Origin of the sequence: Bradyrhizobium sp., assembly GCF_049519115.1 — a bacterium.
Lineage (GTDB): Bacteria > Pseudomonadota > Alphaproteobacteria > Rhizobiales > Xanthobacteraceae > Bradyrhizobium.
This window is the reverse complement of the sequence record NZ_JBEKRB010000008.1, coordinates 244,391-266,181: the sequence shown is the minus strand read 5'-3', so window position 1 is coordinate 266,181 and position 21,791 is coordinate 244,391. Positions and strand designations below refer to the sequence as shown.

The following is a 21,791-nucleotide window of genomic DNA, read 5'->3' as shown; positions in this document are numbered from 1 at the left end:
CGGCACACCCTGGCGCGTGAGGGGCGGAGCCCATAGTTCTTCAATGGAGAAAGAGCGTATCAGCGAACGCGCAAGCGGAGCCGTTCGCGGTCTGCGAGACCGGTTAACAGGGTAGCTGCAGGAGCGTCAGCGCAGCGTCGCCGAAGGCGAGACGCGGGACCGACTGCCCCAATGCGAGCGACTCGATAGCAACATCACGATGCGTTGGTATCAATTTTGCTTTCGTGGTATTGTCTCAATGTTGGGTATGCCGATGCACGGCGTGCGCATGATCACTGAGCAAGTTTGTTATAGAGGACCACATGGCCAAGAAAGCGAAGAAGGCAAAGAAGAGCGCGAAAGCCACTAAGAAGGTGGCAAAGAAGACTTCAAAGAAAAAGAAATAGTCGTATTAGCGACTGAGTGCGGCCCTGGATCGCAAGGGACGCAACACAAATCTCTTCAAAGGATCTGAACGGCGCTTTGCGGCCTTCAGGTATCGAAGAGTGACAAGATAAGATCGGACCTTTGTGCAGACGGCGGCGGCTGCATAAAGGTCCGGTTTTTCGTATCTAGCCCGTGTTGGCATGGTCGGCGCTTAGCGCGAAGGATCGATGCCGCACGGCCGCAGCGCTCCAACGGCGCGGTTTACGAGAGCCTGGTCCGCAACCGCGGACGCGCCAACGCTATGCTCGATGCGGGGCACTGATTTTCAGTTTAATCTTTGAACCGCTTCAATTTTCAGCCGCCATGGGGATTTATATCGTAATCTGGAACCGGCTGTCCGTCTCGATACACATTCGGGTCGTTGACCGTGGTGCCCGGGCCTACGTCCATTGTGTCGTCGAGCGCCGTTCCGCCAAATGAGGGCACGCCGTTCCAGAGTTGCCGATGGGCTGCAATGCGATCCTGCACTCCCGCATGGTATGGGTTGGAGGCGGCGGCCGTTTGCGTAGTCATTGCAACAACTACCGGGATGACGAGCTTTGTGAAAGTTTTGAGAGCTATTTTTGGCATTTTGATCTCCGCTGTCGGATGCCTGTTCGGGACGATTTTCGTCTCTGCTCCTAAATAGCGACGGAGGCTGCTCTCGATAGTTATCCGGATGTGTGCGAGCGAAACGCCTTGGTATGTTCGCTTCCCTCTTTGGTATATCGGCCTACACCCGCTCCTTCGAGTGCGGGGCACTCATCGCAATTGATCTCTTCCAACGAATCGCGAGCCTGTTCCGGGCTCTGTCGATGGCGCCGCGGGGTTCGGTTTCTTATGTCCGGCAAGAGAGGCAGCAGGGCAAAAAGCAGCTCGTCTTTTCAAGCGCAATCGGCGCCGAGGGCGAGCCGCCTACTTAAAGGCGTCGTGATTCCAACGACAGTGTGGATCGCAGTGTTATGAGAGTGATGCTTGGTTGTTCAGCACGTAACATTCGGATTTATCCCGGACGAGGGTCCGAGGCGGCTTGAAACGACGGCTTGACTCCATAAGAAAAAGATCCATTGGGCGATCGATGACTATCTCGCGAATCATCACTGGTCCCTCTCCGATCGAGAACGACTAATGCCTGCTCCGGCAACACGCAGTCGCTCGGCTGATAAGCTATCATCATGCATCAAAGCCGAACCGCTGGAGCAGTTCGATCTGTCCCTTGCGTGTCGCCGGGTCCGGGGCAAAAGCTTGCTTCCCCTTCGCGGCCCAGAGCGCTCGCGCCTGTTCGCCTTGATTGCTTTTGAGCTTGTCTGCCATCCAGACTAGCGCGCCGAGGATCGTGGTGCGGTCATCGCCGGTCAGGTCCACGATACCGGCCTTGACAACGAGTCCGCCGAGTTCGATGAGATGCCGCGTGCGCTTACGGCGCTCGACCTGCCATGCACGCATGTCATGCCGCGCCCTTGCTGCCAGTTGACGGTTGCACGCCGCCCGGTTGCGCTCGAGCGCCGCTAGTGTGGCGCTCAGCTGCCGGTGCAGTTCGCCGCGCCCGGCCCTGAAAGAATGCGGCTCCTCGCCTCGCCCACGCCTCCCTCTTTCCAGCATCTTTGGTCTCAGTCAGCACGATCAGCGCGCCTGCCAGTTCATCGACGCTGAGGCTATCTGCCCCGGTTGCGATGACCAATTCGCCGAGCCCAAGCACCTTGCGGCTCTTGAGCTCACGCGCCTTGTCCTGAAGCGCTTTCAGTTCCCCGTCGAAATCCCGCGGCTTTCGCATGACTTTCTCCAACCATGTTGATGAAGGGATGGTAGTTGAGCCCTGGGCATAATGCTGTAAGGTTCGCGGGACGGTTTGAGACGGTGATCGCGATGGCGATCTATCATCTTCACGTCAAGGTCATTGGCCGCAAGTCCGGCTCCAGCGCGGTGGCGTCAGCCGCCTACCGCTCCGCCTCGCGGCTGCGCGACGAGCGTCTGGATCGCAGCCACGATTTTTCCGGCAAACGTGGCGTCGTCCATTCCGAGGTGCTGCTGCCGGAGAACGCCCCAGAGGTGTGGCGCGACCGCCAACGGCTCTGGAACGATGTTGAGGCGTTCGAAGTCCGGAAAGATGCCCAGCTGGCCCGTGAGGTCGAGTTCGCCATTCCGCGCGAGATGACGCAAGCACAGGGGATTGAGCTTGCCCGCGACTTCGCTCGGGCCGAATTCGTCGATCGCGGCATGATCGCCGATCTCAACGTGCATTGGGATTTCGGCGAAGACGGCATGGCCAAACCACATGCCCATGTCATGCTGACCATGCGGGCAGTGGACGAGAACGGGTTTGGTCGGAAGGTGCGCGACTGGAACCGCACCGAGATGGTCGAGCGTTGGCGCGAACGCTGGGCGGAGATCGCCCATGAGCGGCTGGTGGAACTCGACATCGACGCGCGCATCGACCATCGCAGCCTGGAAGCGCAGGGTATCGCGCTGGAGCCGCAAAGCCAGATCGGCGCGCCCGCCAAACGTATCGAGGTCCGAGGCATCGAGGGCCAAGGAACCGAGGAAGCGATCGGGGCTGATCGCGCCGCGATGCACCGCGAGATCGCACGCGGCAATGGCGCGCGGATCATCGCGAATCCCGATCTGGGGCTAGACGCGATCACCCAGCAGCAATCGACTTTCACCCATCGCGACATTGCCAAACTCGCCCACCGGCACAGCGACGGGATCGACCAGTTCAACGACGTCATGGGCGCGATGCGCAAGGCGCCCGGTCTGGTCGAACTTGGCAAGGATATCAGCGGCGAGGACCGCTTCACGACCCGCGACATGATCGAGGCGGAGCAGCGCCTGCACCATGCCGCCAAACTCATGGCGAAACGGCAACGCCATGAGGTGAACGACGCCGACAGGCGGGCGGCGATGGCGCGTGCAGAAGTGCGCGGTCTTGTCCTTTCGAGCGAACAGGCCGACGCGCTGGCATATATTGCGGACGGGCGCGATTTGAGCGTCGTGATCGGTCATTCTGGCACCGGCAAGAGCGCGATGCTGGGCGTGGCGCGCGAGGCCTGGGAAGCGGCGGGCTACGAGGTCCGGGGCGTAGCGCTGTCCGGCATCGCGGCAGAGAATCTGGAACGCGGATCGGGCATTGCGTCACGTACCATCGCCAGTCTGGAACATGGCTGGGGACAGGGCCGCGACGGGCTCACGAGCCGCGATGTTCTGGTGATCGACGAGGCGGGCATGGTCGGCACACGGCAGTTGGAGCGTGTTCTGTCCCGTGCCACTGAGGCCGGGGCCAAGGTCGTGCTGGTCGGCGATCCCCAACAACTGCAAGCCATCGAGGCGGGTGCGGCGTTCCGCTCGATTCACGAGCGTCATGGCGGCGCGGAAATCGGCGAAGTTCGTCGTCAACGGGAGGACTGGCAGCGCGAAGCTACGCGCTATCTGGCGACGGGCCGAACCGGCACTGCGCTCGAAGCCTATCACTCCCGCGGCATGGTGCATGAGGCCCAGACTCGCGAGCAGGCGCGCGACGATCTGATCGACCGCTGGGACCGCGACCGGCAGGCGTCACCTGATAAGAGCCGCATCATCCTCACCCATACCAATGACGAGGTGCGCTCACTCAACGAGGCCGCGCGGATACGGATGCGGGCCGCCGACGATCTGGGCGATGACGTTCAACTGAAAGTCGATCGCGGCGCGAGAAATTTCGCTAGCGGGGATCGCGTCATGTTCCTGCAGAACGAACGCGGCCTCGGCGTCAAGAATGGCACGCTTGGGATTGTTGCGCAGGTCAGCGCGCAATCCATATCCGTGCAGACCGACGATGGCCGATCCGTTCGGTTCGACCTCAAGGACTATAACCGAATTGACCATGGCTACGCCGCAACCATTCACAAGGCGCAGGGCATGACGGTGGACCGAACCCATGTGCTGGCGACCCCCGGCATGGATGCCCATTCGAGCTATGTGGCCCTGTCGCGGCACCGCGACTGGGTGGAGCTGCATTATGGCCGCGACGATTTCGCGGGTCGGGACCGGCTTGTTCGCACCCTGTCGCGCGATCGTGCAAAGGACATGGCCTCGGACTACGAGCGTGCCGATCCGGTACAGAGCTACGCTGAGCGGCGTGGGATCACCTTCCGCGAGCGCCTGGCCGAGATCGTGCGCAAGGTGGTGCCCGAGAAGGTACGCAACATGTTCGACGGCCTTCGCTCTCCTTCAGATGCGTCCGGCCCGGATAGCGGACGGAAGCCGGAGCGGGAAACGCCGCAAAGGGAAAGGAGCGGTACGCTAGCGGATCGGCGCGAAACCGAATCGCCAGAAAGAAAGGCGGCGGAAGATCCCGAAAAGGAAATGCGCCGGTTGCGTACCCGAGCGCTCGTGCGCCATGCCCGCGCTGTAGATACGATCTTCGATATTCAGGAGCTGGGCTTCGATGCAACTCCCGAGCAGGTGAAAGAATTGCAGCAGGCCCGGGAGGTCTTCGAGAAGGTGCGGCCGTATGGCTCGCACGATGCCGAAGCCGCCTACAAGAAGAACCCGGATCTTGTCCGCGAGGCGGCTGGCGGACGGCTCAACCGCGCCATCCGCGCGCTCCAGCTGGAGACCGAACTGCGCATCAATCCGGGCCGTCGCGCCGACCGCTTCGTGGAGGACTGGCAGAAGCTCGACCAAGCCAGTCTGCGCCGGTACCAGGCGGGCGACATCTCCGGCTACAGGTCCGCACGCTCGGCGATGGGCGATATGGCGAGAAGCCTTGAACGCGATCCGCGACTGGAATCGCTCCTCGCCAATCGCAAGCGGGAGCTCGGCATCGCCTTGGAATCAGGCCGCCGGCTTGGCCTTGAACTCGCCTTCAGCCACGGCATCGACCTTGGCCGAGGTCGAAGCAGGGGAATCGAAATTTGAATCATCCGATCTACCGCCTGTTCTTCGCCACAGTACGGTGACGGGTAAAACCCTGTTGCGCTCCCATTACTGCTTGTTCTGTCTGTCTCAGCAGCCGTCAGAAACAGCCAACAGGAGGCAGCGCGGCCATGCGCGAACCAGACCGGATCATCCGTCTGAAAACCGTTCTTGCCCGGACCGGGCTGTCTCGCTCCACCATCTACCGCAAGATCGCTGAGGGCACGTTCCCGGCCCAGCTCAAGATCAGCACCAACGGGACTGGATGGCATGAATCCGACATCAACCGCTGGATCGCCGATCCAGTCGGGTGGCGTCCGAAACGCCAGCGCGACGAGGTCACATGAGGCCGGTAGCTGATATCTGAACGAACCATGAGACTGGATTTCGACTAACAGGCCCTAGTCTCTTTGTCTTCGCTATAGCATCTAATTGTACGACGAGTTCGTACTAGTCTTTTCAGTTTGGCTTTGCCTGAGCATGATGCTTGGGATGATCAACACATCCGACATTTGCTCGGTGGGCAACGCCAAAGCGTATGCCTCGTCAAGTTTCACGGCGTCTTAAGGTACCATCGTGCGAGACGTCAGTCAAAAATTGTCCTTGCAGTCGAATCCAGATGAAGCAATCTTACGCCTCGTGCGCGTACTTGCCCGCCAGGCTGCAAGAGAAGATCATGAAAGCGAGCTCGCCGATCGAAGCGACAAGAAAGAGAGCGACGATCTATGCTCGATTCTCAACCGATCTTCAGAATCAGCGATCGATTGAAGATCAGCTTTCACTTTGTCAAAGCTATGCCGAGCGCGAAGGCTTAAGCGTTATCAGCACCTATGAAGATCGGGCTCGTTCAGGCGGCTCGGTCATGGGACGCGAAGGCCTTCTGCAGATGTTGGACCAAGCGCGGGAGAAATCCTTTGACGTAGTGATCGTCGAAGCGCTCGATCGCCTCTCTCGCGACATGGAAGATCTCGCAGGCATCCATAAGCGGTTATCTTTTCTCGGGATCGAGATCCGGGCGGTCCACGAAGGCGTCGTTAACACCGTGCTGGTCGGCCTTCGCGGCCTGGTCGGACAACTCTATCGTGAGGACAACGCGCACAAAGTGCGTCGTGGCCAAGCAGGGCGGGTCAAGCAAGGTTTAGCTGGAGGTGGCCTGACATACGGATATGCCGCGGTCGCCGGAAAAAGCGGCGAACGGGTCATCGTCGAGGGCGAGGCACAAGTGATCCGGCGCATCTTTCAGGAATACGTGGATGGTCGAACGCCTCGCGAAATCGCGCATGATCTCAACAAGGAGAGGGTATCACCTCCGCGAGGACGGGCGTGGAATGCCTCAACAATTAATGGCAATCTTGAGAGGGGTGCCGGCATTTTGCGGAACGAGCTTTATATAGGGCGCCTCGTCTGGAACAAGGTCAGGATGGTGAAAGATCCCGACTCTGGAAAGCGCCTGTCACGACCAAATCCGAAGAGTGACTGGCAAGTTGCTGAAGTACCGCATCTTGCAATTGTCGATCCAGAGCTATTCAGCGCTGCTCAGCAACGTAAAGAACGCCGCAGTCACACGCACCCAAGTCATCAGCGTCGACCTCGTCGAATGCTATCTGGCTTGCTCCGTTGCGGCTCATGTGGCTCGGGCATGGCAACCAATGGGCGTGACAAATCAGGGCGCGTTCGAATTCGCTGCTCGGCGGCGACGGAGAGCGGCACGTGCTCTGACGCCAAGACATTCTATTTAGACACAGTCGAGAGTGCAGTCCGCAGCGGGCTAAAAGCCGAATTGCGCGCGCCGAAGGCTATTGCCGAATACGTACGCACGTATCTAGAGGAGCGCAAGCGCCTCGCAGCTTCATCACATGCAAAACGGCAGCGCCTCGAGCAGCATCTGGGGCAACTAAACCGGGAAATTGAACGACTGGTGGATGCGATTGCAAAAGGACATGGCGATCCATCCGTGCTCGGACCGCGATCGACTGCCTTAGATGCCGAACGAAAGCGGATATCTGAGGAGTTACTCAGTGAACCGCCTACCTCGAAAGAAGTCGCGCTGCATCCGGCTATGCTCAAACGATACGAGGAGCAACTCGGTCGGCTTGAAGAAGCGCTAGCGAAAGGGGCCGACGCGGGCGACGGAGAGGCCGCAGAAGCCATCAGGGACCTAGTCGACACGGTCACCGTATTCCGCGATCCAGCACGCCCAGGTGGTGTAGCCGTGGAGATAGCAGGCCGATTAAATGCCCTGCTCGGGGAAAAGGCCTATCCAAACCAGGTCAAAGGAGTGTGGGGAAAGGTGGTAGCGGGGGAGGGACTCGAACCCCCGACCCCAGGATTATGATTCCCGTGCTCTAGCCAGCTGAGCTACCCCGCCACGGCGCAGGCAAACGCGGACTTTATATATGCCGCGGTCGCGAACGCGCGGCATATAAGAAGCAGGTCTTGGTGCTGTCAAGCAAAGCTCGCTTTTTGGCAGAAACGCCTGAAATATCCTGCTATTTCGGCCGGATGTCCGGATTGCCGCCGGGGCTGCCGGGCGGCGGAATCACCGGCGTGTTGCCGGCATCCGGCGTCGGCGCATGTATTTCCGGATCGACGCCCGCGGGCGGGCACAGCACACCGTCGGACTTGGCGAGCTTGTCGGTCAAGGGCTCGTTGGCCTGCCCGGTCGTCGTGCCGTCCGGGGGAGCGGTGGTGACGGCGCCACGCGATGGCGCCGCTGACGTTGGTGCGCAATTGGCGGCCAGTTCGGTTGGCGGAGCTGACGCAATGGGTTGCGATGGGGTCGTCGGCGAAGGCGGCGCTTGGGCTGCCGCCCCCTCCACCCAGACCATCAAGCCGAAAGCCAGAACAAGCGCATGTTTCGTCATGCAGGGAAAACGGACGAGGCGAGCGCTGGTTCCGTAGCTCGCATCAGTGATTTTTGCACATTAGCGATTTTGCGCTTTTCGATAACGGATCAGCGAGAAATGCCCCATCGGCGGCATCGGACGGCGCTCGGCGAGAACAACGCCGTCGTGTTTGGCCGCCCAGTTCACCAATCGCGCCCAAGGAAATTCGGGCCGCCAGCCAAGCCGTCGGGCGAGCGGCGCGAAAGCCAGTTCAAAGGCGCGCCGCGGACCACTTTCGGCGCCGATGTGATTGACCAGGATGAGTTCGCCGCCGGGCTTCAACACACGAACAAAATCATCGAGTGTAGCTTCCGGATCCGGAACCGCGGTGATGACATATTGCGCGACCACCGCATCGAAGAACGAATCCGCGAAAGCAAGATTCTTGGCGTCCATGACCGCGAGCGTCTCGACGTTCTCCAGGCCCAGCGATCGCACCCGTTGCTGTGCCTTGCGCAACATCGGCTCGGAAATGTCGACGCCGCATACCTTCGTCGTCGCGGCATAGTCCGACAGCGACAATCCGGTGCCGACACCGACGTCGAGAATCCGTCCGCCGATCCGGTCGGCTTCGGCAATGGTGGATTGACGGCCGTGGTCGAAGACTTTGCCGAACACGAGGTCATAGACCGGCGCCCAGCGCCCATATGCTTTCGCGACCCCCGCGCGGTCGATATCTGACGCCATGCCCCGCCCTGAATTTTATTTTATCCGCGCACCGCTTCGACCAACGGCGGTGCGACAATTCCCTTCGCCGCGCTACCCGTCAGCCTCTTTGCGCTCGCGCTTTGAATAAAGCCGCCGCCAAGCACCCGCGCGCGGCCCGACGGCGCATCGTAGAATACGCAGGCCTGGCCAGGGGAAACACCCTCTTCGCCGGCGACGAGTTCGACCGCATATCCGTCGTCTGTCGCGCGCAACCATGCCGGCTGCGGCGCGCGCGTCGAACGAACACGCACGAAAATCTCCAACCCCGCGCCAACCGCGCGATCAAGCGGGCCATCGCCGATCCAGTTGACCTCGCGCAGGCTAATGCGATCCATCCGCAGCGCTTCGCGCGGCCCGACGACGACGCGACGGTGTGCTGCATCCAGCCGCACCACGTACAACGGCGCGTCTGAAGCAATGCCCAGTCCGCGGCGCTGGCCGACGGTGAAATGAATGATTCCCGGATGGCGGCCGATGATGCGACCGTCGAGGGCGACGATATCGCCGGGCTCGATGGCGTTCGGGCGCAGCCGGCCGATCACGTCCGTGTAGCGGCCGGTCGGCACGAAGCAGATGTCCTGGCTGTCATGCTTGTCGGCGACTTCCAGTCCGAAGCGGCGCGCCAGTTCGCGCGTTTCGGGCTTGGTCATGTCGCCGAGCGGAAAGCGCAAGTACTGAAGCTGCTCGCGCGTGGTCGCAAACAGAAAATAGCTCTGGTCGCGATCGCTGTCTGCCGCGCATACCAGCGCACGCGAGCCGTCAGCCAAAGCGCGCGAGGCGACATAGTGCCCGGTTGCCAGCACGGAGGCGCCGAGTTCGCGTGCGGTCCCCAGCAAATCGCGAAACTTGATCGAGCGGTTGCATTCGATGCAAGGCACGGGCGTTTCGCCGGAAGCATAACTCTCGGCGAAATTGTCGATCACCGACTCGCGAAAGCGGCTCTCGTAATCCAGCACATAATGCGGGATGCCGATCCGTTCGGCGACATTGCGGGCGTCGTGAATGTCCTGACCGGCGCAGCAAGCGCCCTTGCGGTGGGTTGCCGCGCCATGGTCATAGAGCTGCAAGGTAATGCCGACGACATCGTAACCCTGCGATTTCAACAGCGCCGCGGTCACCGACGAATCGACGCCGCCCGACATGGCGACGACCACGCGGGTGTCCTGGGGACGGCCGTCAAGATCCAGACTGTTGCGCATCGCTTAAATCACCAATGTCACCGAGATAGCGCCACGCGCTTCGCGGCCACAAGGTGATCTTGCGGTGGTTAGAGGCGTCGGGGCGTTTTGCTTAGGTCTCCCCTCATTGGGGACGGCCGGAAAGCTGCTCTTTAATATAGGCCGTATGCGCGCGAAGCAATCAGGCCACATGCGGATTTGGGACGGCAAAAGTTGCCGCCGGGCAGAAAGGATGGGGCCAAGGCCAGCTTTCAGGAAGCAGGTCGGCAGAATAAGCCATTGAAATAACGAGGTATTTATTAATCCTTTGGCTGGCCCGGTCCTTGCTGACCACCTGATGAGTTCCTTCGTCGGAGGCCGCCCAGTGGTCAGTGCTACCCCAGATGCCGCAGCTACAGCCAATGCCGCGTTCCAATCCGCGCCATCGTGGCTGACGCGCGCCAACACGCCGTCGGCCAACGACCTTTTTGGGAATCTGGTCAACCAGAACACGCCGAACGATTCCGCGGCGTCGCTGCCACCGGTCCCGCCGCCCCAGAACAATGCAAATAATAATGCAGACGCCGGGCCGCCTCCACCCGACAACAATTCGGCGGCCAATGACGCGGCCAATAACAATACGGCACCAGCCAACAACAACAACGCGCCCAATCGGCCGCCATCGAACGATAACTCCAGCAACGCGGCAGATGCCAACCAGACGAACGACTCCAACAACGCTGATTCCGGCGCGAACACCAATGGGGCGACGGGCAACAGCACCAGTCCATCATCGTCCCCGACCAAATCGGGCTCGACGCAATCGACCGATCACAAGTCCAAGGATTCGCAAACCGATCCGGATTCGACCGCGGTGGATGCGACCATCCTGGCTCAACAGATCGGCACTTCCACGCCGACGCCGGTTGCCGTCGCAGTCCCGACATCTGCGCCTACGACCAATACAGCACCAACGCCGACCCCTACCCCCGGCGGTCCGACGGCGCCGCTGGCCATTGCCGCTGCCGCGATAGCCGCGAGCTCGCAACCGATCGCGCCGCCGCCCGGACCTTCGGTCGCGGGCAAAACCGATACGGGCACGGCCACGACCTCGACAACGGCAGCCGACAAGACGGCAGCGAAGACCGCTGTTGCAGCTCCCGAACCCGTTACAAGCTCGGGTACGCCGGCCACCACAGCCGATTTGACTTCCGTCGATGCGACGACACTGACCAAGGTGACCGCGCCCGGCACACCGAAGACCGGCCAAGGAAAGACTGAAGGCCCGGCCGCCAGCGGCTCCGCGACCAACTCGGCGTCGGCCGACGCGACCGCGGATACCACCGCGAACGCCGCGACACCGCAGGCTCCGACCACCGGAAAGCAGGAGACGACCAATGCCGCCGTCCAGGCAACGCCGGCGGATGCGGCAGCTCAAGCGCCCGCCGCAGCCGCCCGTGACCACGCGGTCGCCAATGCGACCCCCGCAGCCGCAGCCGATGTGACCGACACCAACACCCAGGCGATCGGCGCGCTGCAGCCGCAGATCAACTCCACTTCGGCACTGAATTCGACGAGCAACCTGACCGTGACGTCGGCTGCCAACGGGACCGTGCCTTTAAGCGGAGTAGCGATGGAAATCGCCGCCAACGTAAAGAGCGGCAAGAGCAGCTTTGAAATCCGGCTCGATCCCGCCGATCTCGGCCGGATCGACGTCCGTGTCCAGATCGATCAGAACGGCCAGGTCACATCGCATCTGACGGTGGAAAAGCCTGAAACGCTGTCGATGCTGCGCCAGGACGCGCCCCAATTGCAGCAGGCGCTGAGCGATGCCGGGCTGAAGACCGATAGCGGAGGCCTGCAATTCAGCCTGCGCGACCAGTCTTCCGGCCAGAACAGCGGCAACGACAGCAACCCCAACGCCCAACGGCTGATCGTCAGCGACGAGGATGCCGTCCCCGCCGCGGTCGCAGGCCGCAGCTATGGCCGGTCGCTCGGATCGAGCACCGGCGTCGACATCAGAGTTTGAGGAGAACGATATGACCGTTGTTTCAGGAACGACACCACAGACGACCTCATCTTCTTCCTCCTCCTCAAGTTCGGCCGCGGCCGCCAATGCGCTGGCGAACACGCAGATCGCCGGCAACTTTCAGAGCTTTCTGCAACTGTTGACGACCCAATTGCAGAACCAGAACCCGCTCAGCCCGCTCGACACCAACCAGTTCACCCAGCAGCTGGTCGAATTCGCCGGCGTCCAGCAGCAGATCAACACCAACGATTCGCTGGCCACGCTGGTGTCGCTGCAGCAGACCGCGCAATCCAGCCAGGCTCTGGAGTTCGTCGGCAAGACCGCCGTCGTCAAGGGCAACACTGCGGCGCTGACCAACAGCCAGGCGGAGTGGGAATTCAACATCCCCAGCGCCTCCACCATCAACATATCGATCGCCAACAGCACGGGCGCGACCGTCTACACTAACAGCTTCGCCGTCGCTGCCGGCAACAACCAGGCCTTCGGATGGAACGGCCTCGGCACCGATGGTACCCAGGAGCCCGACGGCAATTACACGCTCACGGCGACCGCCAAGGACTCCGCCGGCAACACGGTTGGAGTTACCACCTCGGTGGCGGGCGTGGTCAGTTCGGTCGATCTCACCCAGTCGCCGCCGCTACTGTCGATCGGCGGCCAGACCTTCACCGTCAATCAGGTCGAGAGCATTATAAATTAGGGCGCCGGCGGCGATCCAACCCGTTCACAGGACTTAAGACCTGGTTAAAACGCGCCGGTTTGAGACGCCACAACAGGCTTGGGAAGGCCTTTTCAAAGGAGATTCGTATTGAAGCCTTGGGCTTAGGCAAATTTTAAGCCGCTGGGCGTAGCTTAATGGCGTCAGTTCAGTGGTTGAGAGTTTGTGAGTACGCCATGACAGAACCCCATCGCCCGAGGGTAAAATACGTCATCGGGCCCGACGGCAGTCCGCTGACGATCGCGGATCTGCCCGCACCCGGAACCAAGCGATGGGTTATCCGTCGCAAGGCCGAAGTCGTTGCCGCGGTTCGCGGCGGCCTGCTTTCCCTCGAGGAAGCCTGCAGCCGCTATACGCTGACCGTCGACGAATTCCTGTCGTGGCAGTTTTCCATCGACCAGCACGGCCTTGCCGGCTTGCGAACCACCCGCATCCAGCAATATCGCCAATAATCGTCGCCTGATTGGCATTTGAAGAAAATCGACCTCCCGGAGCTTTTTCCGGCAAAGTGGAAGCCGGTTTGCCGTAAGAAAACGCTCGCTCTTAAGATGGCGCGTATTCTGATCGCAAAACCGGTATCCACTTTTGCGGAATACGCGCCGAGGTCGATCTTTGCTGTTTTGAACTTTCGCCACCGCCATTTACCTTTGTTAACCATATCGAAACCATCCCGTAGGCAATAATTGCCCAGTGGTCCGATCCCGATTGGGACCTGGTCTGAGGGGCGGTTGGTTTGCAGAGTCTCGTGAGCTTTCTGAGGGGCCTGGGCGCTTCGCGGCTGATGGCGATGGTGGCGGTGACGGCCGCGCTGATCGGCTTCTTCGCGTTCGTCATCATGCGCGTCACCACGCCGCAGATGACCACCCTCTTCACCGACCTCAGCCTCGAGGACTCCAGCGCCGTCATCAAGGATCTGGAGCGGCAGGCCATTCCTTTCGAAATCCGTAACGACGGCGCCATCATCATGGTGCCGAAGGACAAGGTCACGCGGCTGCGGATGAAGCTCGCCGAAGGCGGCCTGCCCAAGGGCGGCGGCGTCGGTTACGAAATCTTCGACAAGTCCGACGCGCTCGGCACCACGAGTTTCGTCCAGAACATCAACCATTTGCGCGCGCTGGAAGGCGAACTCGCGCGCACCATCCGCGCCATCGATCGCGTCCAGGCGGCACGGGTCCACCTGGTGCTGCCCGAGCGGCCGCTGTTTGCGCGGGAGACGCCTGAGCCGTCGGCCTCCATCGTCGTGCGGGTGCGCGGCAGCCTGGAGCCGCAGCAGATCAGGGCGATCCGCCATCTCGTCGCTTCCGCCGTCAACGGGTTGAAGCCGCAGCGCGTCTCGATCGTCGACGAAGCCGGCCAGTTGCTCGCCGACGGCGCCGGCGGCGAGCAAGACAATACGGTCGCCGACGAGCGCCGCGGCGCTTTCGAGAAGCGGCTGCGCAACGAGGTAGAAGGGATCGTGTCTTCGGTGGTCGGCTCGGGACGGGCGCGGGTCCAGCTCTCGGCCGATTTCGACTACAACAAGATCACCCAGACATCCGACAAATTCGACCCCGAAGGCCGGGTGCTGCGTTCGAGCCAGACCCGTGAAGAATCGAGCGCCACCGCCGAAAACAACGGTCAGGTCACGGTCGGCAACGAGTTGCCGGGAAATCAGGGTAACTCGACGACGCCGGTCGCGCGCGACCAGAGCAAGAAGACCGAAGAAACTAACAATTACGAGATTTCGCGCACCACCAAGACCGAAGTGACCGAAGCGGGACGGGTCAACCGCATCTCGGTCGCAGTCCTGGTCGATGGCAGCTACGTCAAGAACGACAAAGGCGAGATGGTCTATCAGGACCGCGGCAAGGAGCAGCTTGACCGGATCGCCACGCTGGTGCGCTCGGCGATCGGCTTCGACCAGAAGCGCGGCGACCAGGTTGAGGTCGTCAACCTGCGCTTTGCCGAAGCACCGATCGTTGCGCCGCTGGCCGAGCCCGCGGGCCTGCTCGGCATGCTGCAGTTCACCAAGGACGACGTCATGTACGTTATCGAGCTCGGCGTCATGATGCTGCTCGGCCTGGTCGTGCTGTTCATGGTGATCCGCCCGCTGGTGAAGCGTATCATTGCCGACGAGGTAGCTGCAGCACCCGCCGGGGACGGCGCGGTCGCGGCGGTCACGGATGGCAGCGGCGCGCAGGCGACGACCGGCTCCAGTCTCGTTCCCGGCATCAACAACACCGCGCAGCTCATCGACGTGGCCCAGGTCCAGGGACAGGTCCACGCCCAATCCGTTCATCGCGTCGGCGAACTGGCCGAGCGCAATCCCAACGAAACCGCAGCCATTATTCGTCAATGGCTCTCCGAACCCGCCGCGTGATCTGATATGGCCGTGCCACAAAACGTCAACGCCAACGACATCACCAGCGTGATTTCCTCGCTGGCGGCGCGCCAGGGCAATCGGGCCAAGGCCGAACCGCTTCCGGGCCCCAAGCGCGCTGCGATCCTGATGCTGGCACTCGGCGAGCAATATGGCGGCAAGGTCTGGTCGCTGCTTGACGACGACGAAGTGCGCGAACTGTCGATCCACATGTCGACGCTTGGCACGGTGGAAGCCGACACCGTCGAGGACATGCTGCTGGAGTTCGTGTCGCGGATGTCGGCGTCTGGCGCCTTGATGGGCAATTTCGACGCCACCGAGCGGCTGTTGCAGCAATATCTGCCGGCGGAGCGGGTCGTCGGAATCATGGACGAGATCCGCGGGCCTGCGGGCCGCAACATGTGGGAGAAGCTCTCCAACGTTCAGGAAGAAGTTCTCGCCAACTACCTCAAGAACGAATACCCGCAGACCATTGCCGTGGTGCTGTCCAAGCTCAAGCCCGAGCACTCCGCGCGGGTGCTCGCGATCCTGCCCGAGGACATGGCGCTCGACGTCGTCAACCGCATGCTGAAGATGGAGGCGGTGCAAAAGGAAGTGATCGAGCGCGTCGAACAGACGCTGCGGGTCGAATTCATGTCGAACCTTTCGCAGACCAGGCGGCGCGACGCGCATGAGGTGATGGCCGAGATCTTCAACAATTTCGACCGCCAGACCGAAACCCGGTTCATTACCTCGCTGGAAGAAGACAACCGCGAATCCGCCGAACGCATCAAGGCCTTGATGTTCACCTTCGACGATCTCATCAAGCTCGACTCGGCCTCGGCGCAGACGCTGATGCGCAACGTCGACAAGGACAAGCTCGGCATCGCGCTCAAGAGCGCCAACGAGGAAGTCCGCGGCTTCTTCCTCGGCAACATGTCCTCGCGCGCCGGCAAGATGCTGCTCGACGACATGGCGGCGATGGGACCGGTGCGGTTGCGCGACGTCGACGAGGCCCAGGCGTTGCTGGTCAACCTCGCCAAGGATCTCGCGGCCAAGGGTGAAATCACGCTGACCAAGAACCGCGCCGACGACGAGCTGGTGTACTGATGGCAGCTCCCGCAAAATTCCTGTTCGACACGGACTTCTCGGCACCCGACCGGATGCGCGAACGCCCCGCCACGCCAGCAGAGGTCGCCCAGAAGATCGCGGCGGCCGAGGCGCGCGCCTACCGCGACGGCTATGACGCGGCGCTACGCGAGGCCAAGGTGGAAAGCGACCGCCGCGCCGCGCTCGCACTGGAGACAATCGGCGTTGCCATCAAGGGCATTGCCGCGCGTTACTCGACAATCGAGAGCCGCATGGAAACCGAAGCCGTCGATGTCGCGCTCGCGGTCGCCCGCAAGCTCGCCGGCGACCTGATCGCGCGCGAGCCGCTCGGCGAGGTCACTTCGCTCGTTTCCGACTGCTTTGCCCAGCTGGTTTCGACGCCGCATCTCGTGGTCAGAATCAACGATTCCCTTTACGAGGCGGCTCACGCCCGCATCGAGGCACTGGCCAAACAGAGCGGCTTTGCCGGCCGTCTGGTGATCCTGGCCGAGCCGGATATCCAGACCGGCGACTGCCGGATCGAATGGGCGGACGGCGGCGTCGTTCTGGAACGCAGCGCCATCGAAGCCAAAATCAACGAACTTGTCGGGCGCTATATCGCGTCCCGAAACCAGGCCTGAACCGGCTGAGGAGAAATGAACCATGAGTGACCCCGACACACAGGTTCCGCTGCCGGATCTGAACGCTGCCGACGCGGCGACGGTGGGCGATATCGCCTATCGCGAGGACGAGAATGCCGCCCGCGTCGCGGCCGATCTCGAGGCCGTGTTCGACGTGCCGGTGCAGGTTTCAGCCGTGCTCGGCCGCTCTAAAATGGAAGTCGGTGAGTTGCTCAAGCTTGGGCCCGGCACGGTTCTCGAACTCGACCGCCGGGTCGGCGAAGCCATCGATATTTTCGTCAACAACCGCCTCGTCGCCCGCGGCGAGGTGGTTCTGGTCGAAGACAAGCTTGGCGTCACGATGACGGAAATCATCAAGGCCGAACGCAACTAAGCACAGTTTCCAATAAAGCGCGCCTGACCGGCGCGAACAGACGAACAGGAGAATACCATGCGGCTTCTTATCGTTGGCACCCTGAAGGGGCAGCTCACAACAGCGACCAAGATCGCGATGGATAATGGCGCTTCCGTCACCCACGCGGAGGATAACGAACAGGCGATGCGGGTCTTGCGCGGCGGCAAGGGCGCCGACCTGCTGCTGGTCGACGTTTCCCTCGATATCCGCGATCTCGTCATGCGGCTCGAGGCCGAACACATCCACGTGCCGATCGTCGCCTGCGGCATCTCCAACGATGCCCGCGCCGCGGTCGCCGCGATCCATGCCGGCGCCAAGGAATATATTCCGCTGCCGCCGGACCCGGAACTGATCGCAGCCGTCCTCGCCGCCGTCGCCAACGACTCGCGCGACCTCGTCTATCGCGACGACGCCATGGCCAGGGTCATCAAACTGGCGCAGCAGATCGCAGGTTCAGACGCCTCCGTCATGATCACCGGCGAGTCCGGCACCGGCAAGGAAGTGCTGGCGCGTTATGTCCACACCCGGTCCAACCGCGCCAAGCGACCGTTTATCTCGATCAACTGCGCCGCCATCCCCGAGCACCTCCTGGAATCTGAACTGTTCGGCCACGAAAAGGGCGCGTTCACCGGTGCCATCGCGCGGCGGATCGGAAAGTTCGAAGAAGCCACAGGCGGCACGCTCCTGCTCGATGAAATTTCCGAGATGGACGTGCGGTTGCAATCCAAGCTGTTGCGCGCGATCCAGGAGCGCGTGATCGACCGCGTCGGGGGGACGCGACCGGTTCCGGTCGATATTCGCATCCTCGCAACCTCGAACCGCAATCTGGCGGACGCGGTGCGCGAAGGCAGCTTCCGCGAAGACCTTCTCTTCCGCCTCAACGTCGTCAACCTGAAGATTCCACCGCTTCGCGAACGCCCGGCCGATATCCTGGAACTCGCGCAGCACTTCGCTAAGAAGTACTCCGACGCCAATGGCGTCCCGCTGCGGCCCCTCTCCACTGAGGCTCGCCGCGTGCTGACCACCAATCGTTGGCAGGGTAACGTCCGCGAACTCGAAAACACCATTCATCGTTCGGTGCTGATGGCGCAGGGCGACGAGATCGGCGTCGATGCGATCCTTACCCCCGACGGCGACCGCCTCGATGGCCCCAAGACCGTTCCGGCAGTGGCGCACGCCACTTTCGCCGCCGAACAGGTGACGCGCGCTCTGGTCGGCCGCACCGTGGCCGACGTCGAGCGCGACTTGATCCTGGAAACGCTGAAGCATTGCCTCGGCAACCGCACCCATGCCGCCAATATTCTCGGCATTTCGATCCGGACGCTGCGTAACAAGCTGAACGAATATGCCGACGGCGGTCTGCCGATCACGCCCGCGGGCGCAGGCGACATGCAGCGCGCGGCCGCAACGGCGTAAGCACTAGCAGCAACAACAGCCACCAATCCGGCGCGGGGGCAACCTCGCGCCGGAACTGTTTTATAACCGCCGCGTTTACACAGGTATTCTATTCCTGTTTGAAAGCGTTTGATGTCGATTTTACAGCTCGATCCGCCCCTTCCGGTGATCACTCCGAAGGGAGACGGATATGCCCATATGCTGATCGACTATGGCCCCGAATACCATCTGCTCTGGGTATGTTTTCTTGACGATTCCGGGGAGTGCTGGACCTACAACAACACCCAGATCCGGGCCCAAAAGAACGTCACCCTGGGCCGTACCTTTGTCTCACGCCATCAGGCAAAATCTGCTTCCGCCGCCGAGTAATTCGGCGCGTCGGGTTTGCGGAAGATGTGAATGGGATCGCCGGGCTCAAAGTCGCGACCTGTGAATATCACATAGGCGTAAAGCGCGAGATACGCGATCGCCAGCGCGCCGACGGCGTAGAACACCCAGGTGGCGGCGCGTTTCATCGGCCGGCTATGTCAGCAGCGAACATGCTGCGAGCCTACCACGACGGCAGCACGGCGCCCTTGAATTTGGTGAGGACGAATTCGCGAACTTCCGGCGTCTGGTAGCTCTGCACCAGCGCCTTGACCCATGGCTTGTCCTTGTCGGCGCTGCGCACCGCGATCAGGTTGGTGTAGGGCCCCTTGGGGTCTTCGCGCAAGATCGCGTCCTTGGTCGGATCGAGACCTGCCTGCGTCGCATAATTGGTGTTGATGCCGGCGACATCGACATCATCCAGCGTTCGCGCCGTTTGCGCGGCATCGACTTCCACGATCTTGAATTTCTTCGGATTGTCGACGATGTCGGCAACCGTCGGCTTGAACCCGACATTCGCCTTAAGCTTCAGCCCGCCCTTGTCCTGCAGCAGCAGCAGCACGCGGCCGCCATTGGTCGGATCGTTGGGGATCGACACCGTCGCGCCCTGTGGCACCGCATCCCAGCTCTTGTATTTCTTCGAGTAGACGCCCATCGGAAAATTCACCGTAAGCGCCACCGCTTCGATCTTGTAGCCGCGATCGGCTTTCTGATTGTCCAGATAAGGCTGGTTCTGAAACGAGTTCGCCTGCAAATCGCCGGCATCGAGCGCGGCATTCGGAACTACATAATCGGTGAATTCAACGATCTGGATGTCGAGGCCGTTCTTGGCGGCGATCGGCTTGACCGCTTCGAGGATCTGGGCGTGCGGGCCCGGCGTGACGCCGACCTTGATGGTTTCGGCGTGGGCCGGACGCACCAGCGATGCCGCCACGACGATCGAGGCCAGGAGAAGACGGAGGGAAATCATGGTTTGATCCTTTTCGAAAATACTCACTCACGAATTCCGGCTGCGCTTGTCGAGGCTGCGCGCAATCGTTTCGCCGAGCGACTGCACGCCTTGCACAAGCACGATCAGCACGAGAACGACGGCCGCCATTACCTCAGGCATGAAGCGCTGGTATCCGTAGCGAATGCCGAGATCGCCGAGACCACCACCGCCAACCGCGCCCACCATCGCCGAATAACCAAGCAAACTCACCAGCGTCAATGTCAGCGCCAGCGTCAGAGCCGGCAACGCTTCCGGCAGCAACACCTTGCGCACGATCTGCAAGGGGCTGGCCCCGAAGGCGCGCGCCGCCTCCACCAATCCCTGATCGACTTCGCGGATGGCGGCTTCGACCACGCGGCCGATGAAGGGAATGGCGGCAATGGTCAAGGACACCACCGCCGCGCGGGTCCCGATCGAGGTTCCGACAATCAGGCGCGTCAACGGCACGATGGCGACGACGAGAATGATGAAGGGTGTCGAGCGCGTCGCGTCGACGATGAGACCGAGGATTCGGTTGGTCGCCGGCGCCGAAAACAACTCACCGGCCCGGCTGGTCGCCAGAAAGACACCGAGCGGGAGCCCGAACACGGTCCCAAGCAGGCCGGAAAGACCGACCATGATCAGCGTGTCGAGCGTCGACCAGGCAATCAACTGGGCAATTTCAGGAGACATAGCCGAGATGCTCCACCGTATTCTGTCCCGACGTCAGTTGATCCATGATCCGCCTCAAGTCGTCCGGATCGGCGGAAACCGAGATGAACAGCGATCCGAACGGATGGCCGGCGATCGCCTCTACCTGCCCGTGCAGGATATTGACGTCGAGGCCAAGGTTTCGAGACACCCGCGACAGGATCGGTTGATCGGCGTTACCGCCGACAAATCCGATGCGCAAGACCGCGCTGTCGCCCGGCTGGCGCTGTGGCCGCAATTTCGCCGCCAGCCATTCCGGCACCTGGCTGCCGGTGATGGCGCCGACGAACCGCTGCGTCGTTTCGTGACGAGGCCGCGCAAAGATCTCGTAAGTGGTGCCCTGCTCCACGATGCGGCCGACCTCGAGTACGGCGACGCTGTCGGCGAGCTTTTTCACCACCATCATTTCGTGGGTAATGAACAAAATCGTCAGCTTGAGTTCGGCGTTGATCGTCTTGAGCAGCGCAAGAATCTGGTCGGTCGTCTCCGGATCGAACGCGGACGTCGCCTCATCCGACAGCAACACCTTGGGCTTGGTCGCCAGCGCCCGGGCAATGCCGACGCGCTGTTTCTGTCCACCGGACAGTTCGGCCGGATAGCGGTCGCGTTTGCCGGAGAGCCCGACCATCTCGAGCAAGGGCTCGACGCGTTTTCCGATTGCAGCCTTGTCGAAGCCGGCGATCTCGAGCGGCAATGCGATATTTTCGAGTGCGGTGCGGGACGACAGCAGATTGAAGTGCTGAAAAATCATGCCGATCGAACGGCGGGCCTGACGAAGGCCGGGCTCGTCGAGCGCGGTGACGTCGATGCCATCGACGACGACGCGGCCACCGGTCGGACGTTCAAGCCCGTTGACCAGACGAATGAGCGTCGATTCGCCGGCGCCGCTTTTGCCGATCACACCGACAATGGCGCCAGCGGGGACTTCAAGATTGACGTTGCGGAGGGCGACCACCTCCGCCGCGCGGTCCCGCGACGGATAGATCTTGCTGACGTCGTCGAAGGCGATGAGTGGACGGGCTCGCACGTCGCTCGGCGGCGCTCCGGGAATCGAGAATGGAGCGTTCATGAAAATAGGGTTCTACGCTGATAAAA

Annotated in this window: 22 protein-coding genes and 1 tRNA gene; 12 read left to right on the top strand and 11 right to left on the bottom strand. The window is 61.7% G+C overall.

The genetic code is table 11. The annotated features are described in order from the left end of the window. Positions 1 to 720 precede the first annotated feature (720 nt). From ABSE61_RS09660 to ABSE61_RS09650, 3 genes are all read right to left on the bottom strand, one after another. Entirely contained in the window at positions 721 to 996 is a 276-nt protein-coding gene (locus tag ABSE61_RS09660; protein ID WP_423870847.1) for a hypothetical protein, read from the bottom strand. 582 nt (positions 997 to 1,578) lie between these two features. Then, positions 1,579 to 1,851, bottom strand: a complete 273-nt coding sequence (locus ABSE61_RS09655) for a conjugal transfer protein TraD (RefSeq protein ID WP_423870846.1) — start codon at positions 1,849 to 1,851, stop codon at positions 1,579 to 1,581. 1 nt (position 1,852) lies between these two features. After that, positions 1,853 to 2,179 carry a conjugal transfer protein TraD gene (locus ABSE61_RS09650; protein ID WP_423870845.1) on the bottom strand — a complete coding sequence of 109 codons (327 nt, stop codon included), beginning with the start codon at positions 2,177 to 2,179 and terminating at the stop codon, positions 1,853 to 1,855. A 92-nt stretch (positions 2,180 to 2,271) separates the two neighbouring features. On the opposite strand from ABSE61_RS09650, the gene traA reads away from it, so the two are divergent. From traA to ABSE61_RS09635, 3 genes are all read left to right on the top strand, one after another. Next, positions 2,272 to 5,301 (top strand): Ti-type conjugative transfer relaxase TraA, encoded by a 3,030-nt coding sequence (gene traA, locus ABSE61_RS09645; RefSeq protein WP_423870844.1) that lies wholly within the window; start codon positions 2,272 to 2,274, stop codon positions 5,299 to 5,301. 128 nt (positions 5,302 to 5,429) lie between these two features. Then, positions 5,430 to 5,645 carry a helix-turn-helix transcriptional regulator gene (locus tag ABSE61_RS09640; protein WP_423870843.1) on the top strand — a complete coding sequence of 72 codons (216 nt, stop codon included), beginning with the start codon at positions 5,430 to 5,432 and terminating at the stop codon, positions 5,643 to 5,645. A 191-nt stretch (positions 5,646 to 5,836) separates the two neighbouring features. Next, positions 5,837 to 7,633: a recombinase family protein gene (locus ABSE61_RS09635; RefSeq protein WP_423870891.1), complete on the top strand. Its 1,797-nt coding sequence runs from the start codon at positions 5,837 to 5,839 to the stop codon at positions 7,631 to 7,633. On the opposite strand, the gene ABSE61_RS09630 is transcribed toward ABSE61_RS09635, so the two are convergent. The 4 genes from ABSE61_RS09630 to mnmA form a co-directional block, all read right to left on the bottom strand. Then, a tRNA-Met gene (locus ABSE61_RS09630) sits at positions 7,590 to 7,666 on the bottom strand. The two genes, ABSE61_RS09635 and ABSE61_RS09630, sit on opposite strands and share 44 nt — an antisense overlap. 121 nt (positions 7,667 to 7,787) lie before the next feature. Further along, a complete protein-coding gene (locus ABSE61_RS09625) occupies positions 7,788 to 8,162 on the bottom strand; it encodes a hypothetical protein (RefSeq protein WP_423870842.1) in 375 nt (124 codons plus the stop codon). 60 nt (positions 8,163 to 8,222) lie between these two features. Further along, positions 8,223 to 8,870 carry a class I SAM-dependent methyltransferase gene (locus tag ABSE61_RS09620; RefSeq protein WP_423870841.1) on the bottom strand — a complete coding sequence of 216 codons (648 nt, stop codon included), beginning with the start codon at positions 8,868 to 8,870 and terminating at the stop codon, positions 8,223 to 8,225. A 20-nt stretch (positions 8,871 to 8,890) separates the two neighbouring features. After that, a complete protein-coding gene (mnmA, locus tag ABSE61_RS09615) occupies positions 8,891 to 10,090 on the bottom strand; it encodes a tRNA 2-thiouridine(34) synthase MnmA (protein WP_423870840.1) in 1,200 nt (399 codons plus the stop codon). A 343-nt stretch (positions 10,091 to 10,433) separates the two neighbouring features. Here mnmA and ABSE61_RS09610 point away from each other — a divergent pair, with 343 nt between their 5' ends. The 9 genes from ABSE61_RS09610 (at position 10,434) to ABSE61_RS09570 (ending at position 19,018) form a co-directional block, all read left to right on the top strand. Continuing rightward, positions 10,434 to 12,077 (top strand): flagellar hook-length control protein FliK, encoded by a 1,644-nt coding sequence (locus ABSE61_RS09610; protein ID WP_423870839.1) that lies wholly within the window; start codon positions 10,434 to 10,436, stop codon positions 12,075 to 12,077. A 10-nt stretch (positions 12,078 to 12,087) separates the two neighbouring features. Further along, complete coding sequence (locus ABSE61_RS09605; protein WP_423870838.1) at positions 12,088 to 12,774, top strand: flagellar hook assembly protein FlgD; 687 nt, start codon at positions 12,088 to 12,090, stop codon at positions 12,772 to 12,774. Between the two features lie 194 nt (positions 12,775 to 12,968). After that, positions 12,969 to 13,244: a CtrA inhibitor SciP gene (gene sciP / locus ABSE61_RS09600; RefSeq protein ID WP_002714638.1), complete on the top strand. Its 276-nt coding sequence runs from the start codon at positions 12,969 to 12,971 to the stop codon at positions 13,242 to 13,244. 281 nt (positions 13,245 to 13,525) lie between these two features. Then, complete coding sequence (fliF, locus tag ABSE61_RS09595) at positions 13,526 to 15,151, top strand: flagellar basal-body MS-ring/collar protein FliF (RefSeq protein WP_423870837.1); 1,626 nt, start codon at positions 13,526 to 13,528, stop codon at positions 15,149 to 15,151. A 6-nt stretch (positions 15,152 to 15,157) separates the two neighbouring features. After that, the gene (gene fliG / locus ABSE61_RS09590) at positions 15,158 to 16,240 is read left to right on the top strand and encodes a flagellar motor switch protein FliG (protein WP_423870836.1); all 1,083 of its coding nucleotides are present in this window, start codon (positions 15,158 to 15,160) and stop codon (positions 16,238 to 16,240) included. Continuing rightward, entirely contained in the window at positions 16,240 to 16,860 is a 621-nt protein-coding gene (locus tag ABSE61_RS09585) for a FliH/SctL family protein (RefSeq protein WP_423870835.1), read from the top strand. The genes fliG and ABSE61_RS09585 overlap by 1 nt, the downstream gene beginning before the upstream one ends. Before the next feature lie 22 nt (positions 16,861 to 16,882). Next, a complete protein-coding gene (gene fliN / locus ABSE61_RS09580; protein WP_423870834.1) occupies positions 16,883 to 17,233 on the top strand; it encodes a flagellar motor switch protein FliN in 351 nt (116 codons plus the stop codon). Positions 17,234 to 17,290: 57 nt separating this feature from the next. Beyond that, positions 17,291 to 18,670: a sigma-54-dependent transcriptional regulator FlbD gene (gene flbD, locus ABSE61_RS09575; protein ID WP_423870833.1), complete on the top strand. Its 1,380-nt coding sequence runs from the start codon at positions 17,291 to 17,293 to the stop codon at positions 18,668 to 18,670. Positions 18,671 to 18,781: 111 nt separating this feature from the next. After that, positions 18,782 to 19,018, top strand: coding sequence for a hypothetical protein (locus tag ABSE61_RS09570; RefSeq protein ID WP_423870832.1), 237 nt, complete (start codon positions 18,782 to 18,784; stop codon positions 19,016 to 19,018). Here ABSE61_RS09570 and ABSE61_RS09565 read toward each other — a convergent pair. The 4 genes from ABSE61_RS09565 to ABSE61_RS09550 are packed head-to-tail and all read right to left on the bottom strand — an operon-like array spanning position 18,988 to position 21,765. Beyond that, positions 18,988 to 19,164 carry a hypothetical protein gene (locus ABSE61_RS09565; protein WP_423870831.1) on the bottom strand — a complete coding sequence of 59 codons (177 nt, stop codon included), beginning with the start codon at positions 19,162 to 19,164 and terminating at the stop codon, positions 18,988 to 18,990. The genes ABSE61_RS09570 and ABSE61_RS09565 overlap by 31 nt on opposite strands. 35 nt (positions 19,165 to 19,199) lie before the next feature. Continuing rightward, a complete protein-coding gene (locus ABSE61_RS09560; protein ID WP_423870830.1) occupies positions 19,200 to 19,985 on the bottom strand; it encodes a MetQ/NlpA family ABC transporter substrate-binding protein in 786 nt (261 codons plus the stop codon). Positions 19,986 to 20,012: 27 nt separating this feature from the next. Further along, positions 20,013 to 20,678, bottom strand: a complete 666-nt coding sequence (locus tag ABSE61_RS09555) for a methionine ABC transporter permease (RefSeq protein WP_423870829.1) — start codon at positions 20,676 to 20,678, stop codon at positions 20,013 to 20,015. Next, positions 20,668 to 21,765: a methionine ABC transporter ATP-binding protein gene (locus ABSE61_RS09550; RefSeq protein WP_423870828.1), complete on the bottom strand. Its 1,098-nt coding sequence runs from the start codon at positions 21,763 to 21,765 to the stop codon at positions 20,668 to 20,670. The genes ABSE61_RS09555 and ABSE61_RS09550 overlap by 11 nt, the downstream gene beginning before the upstream one ends. Positions 21,766 to 21,791: the final 26 nt, after the last annotated feature.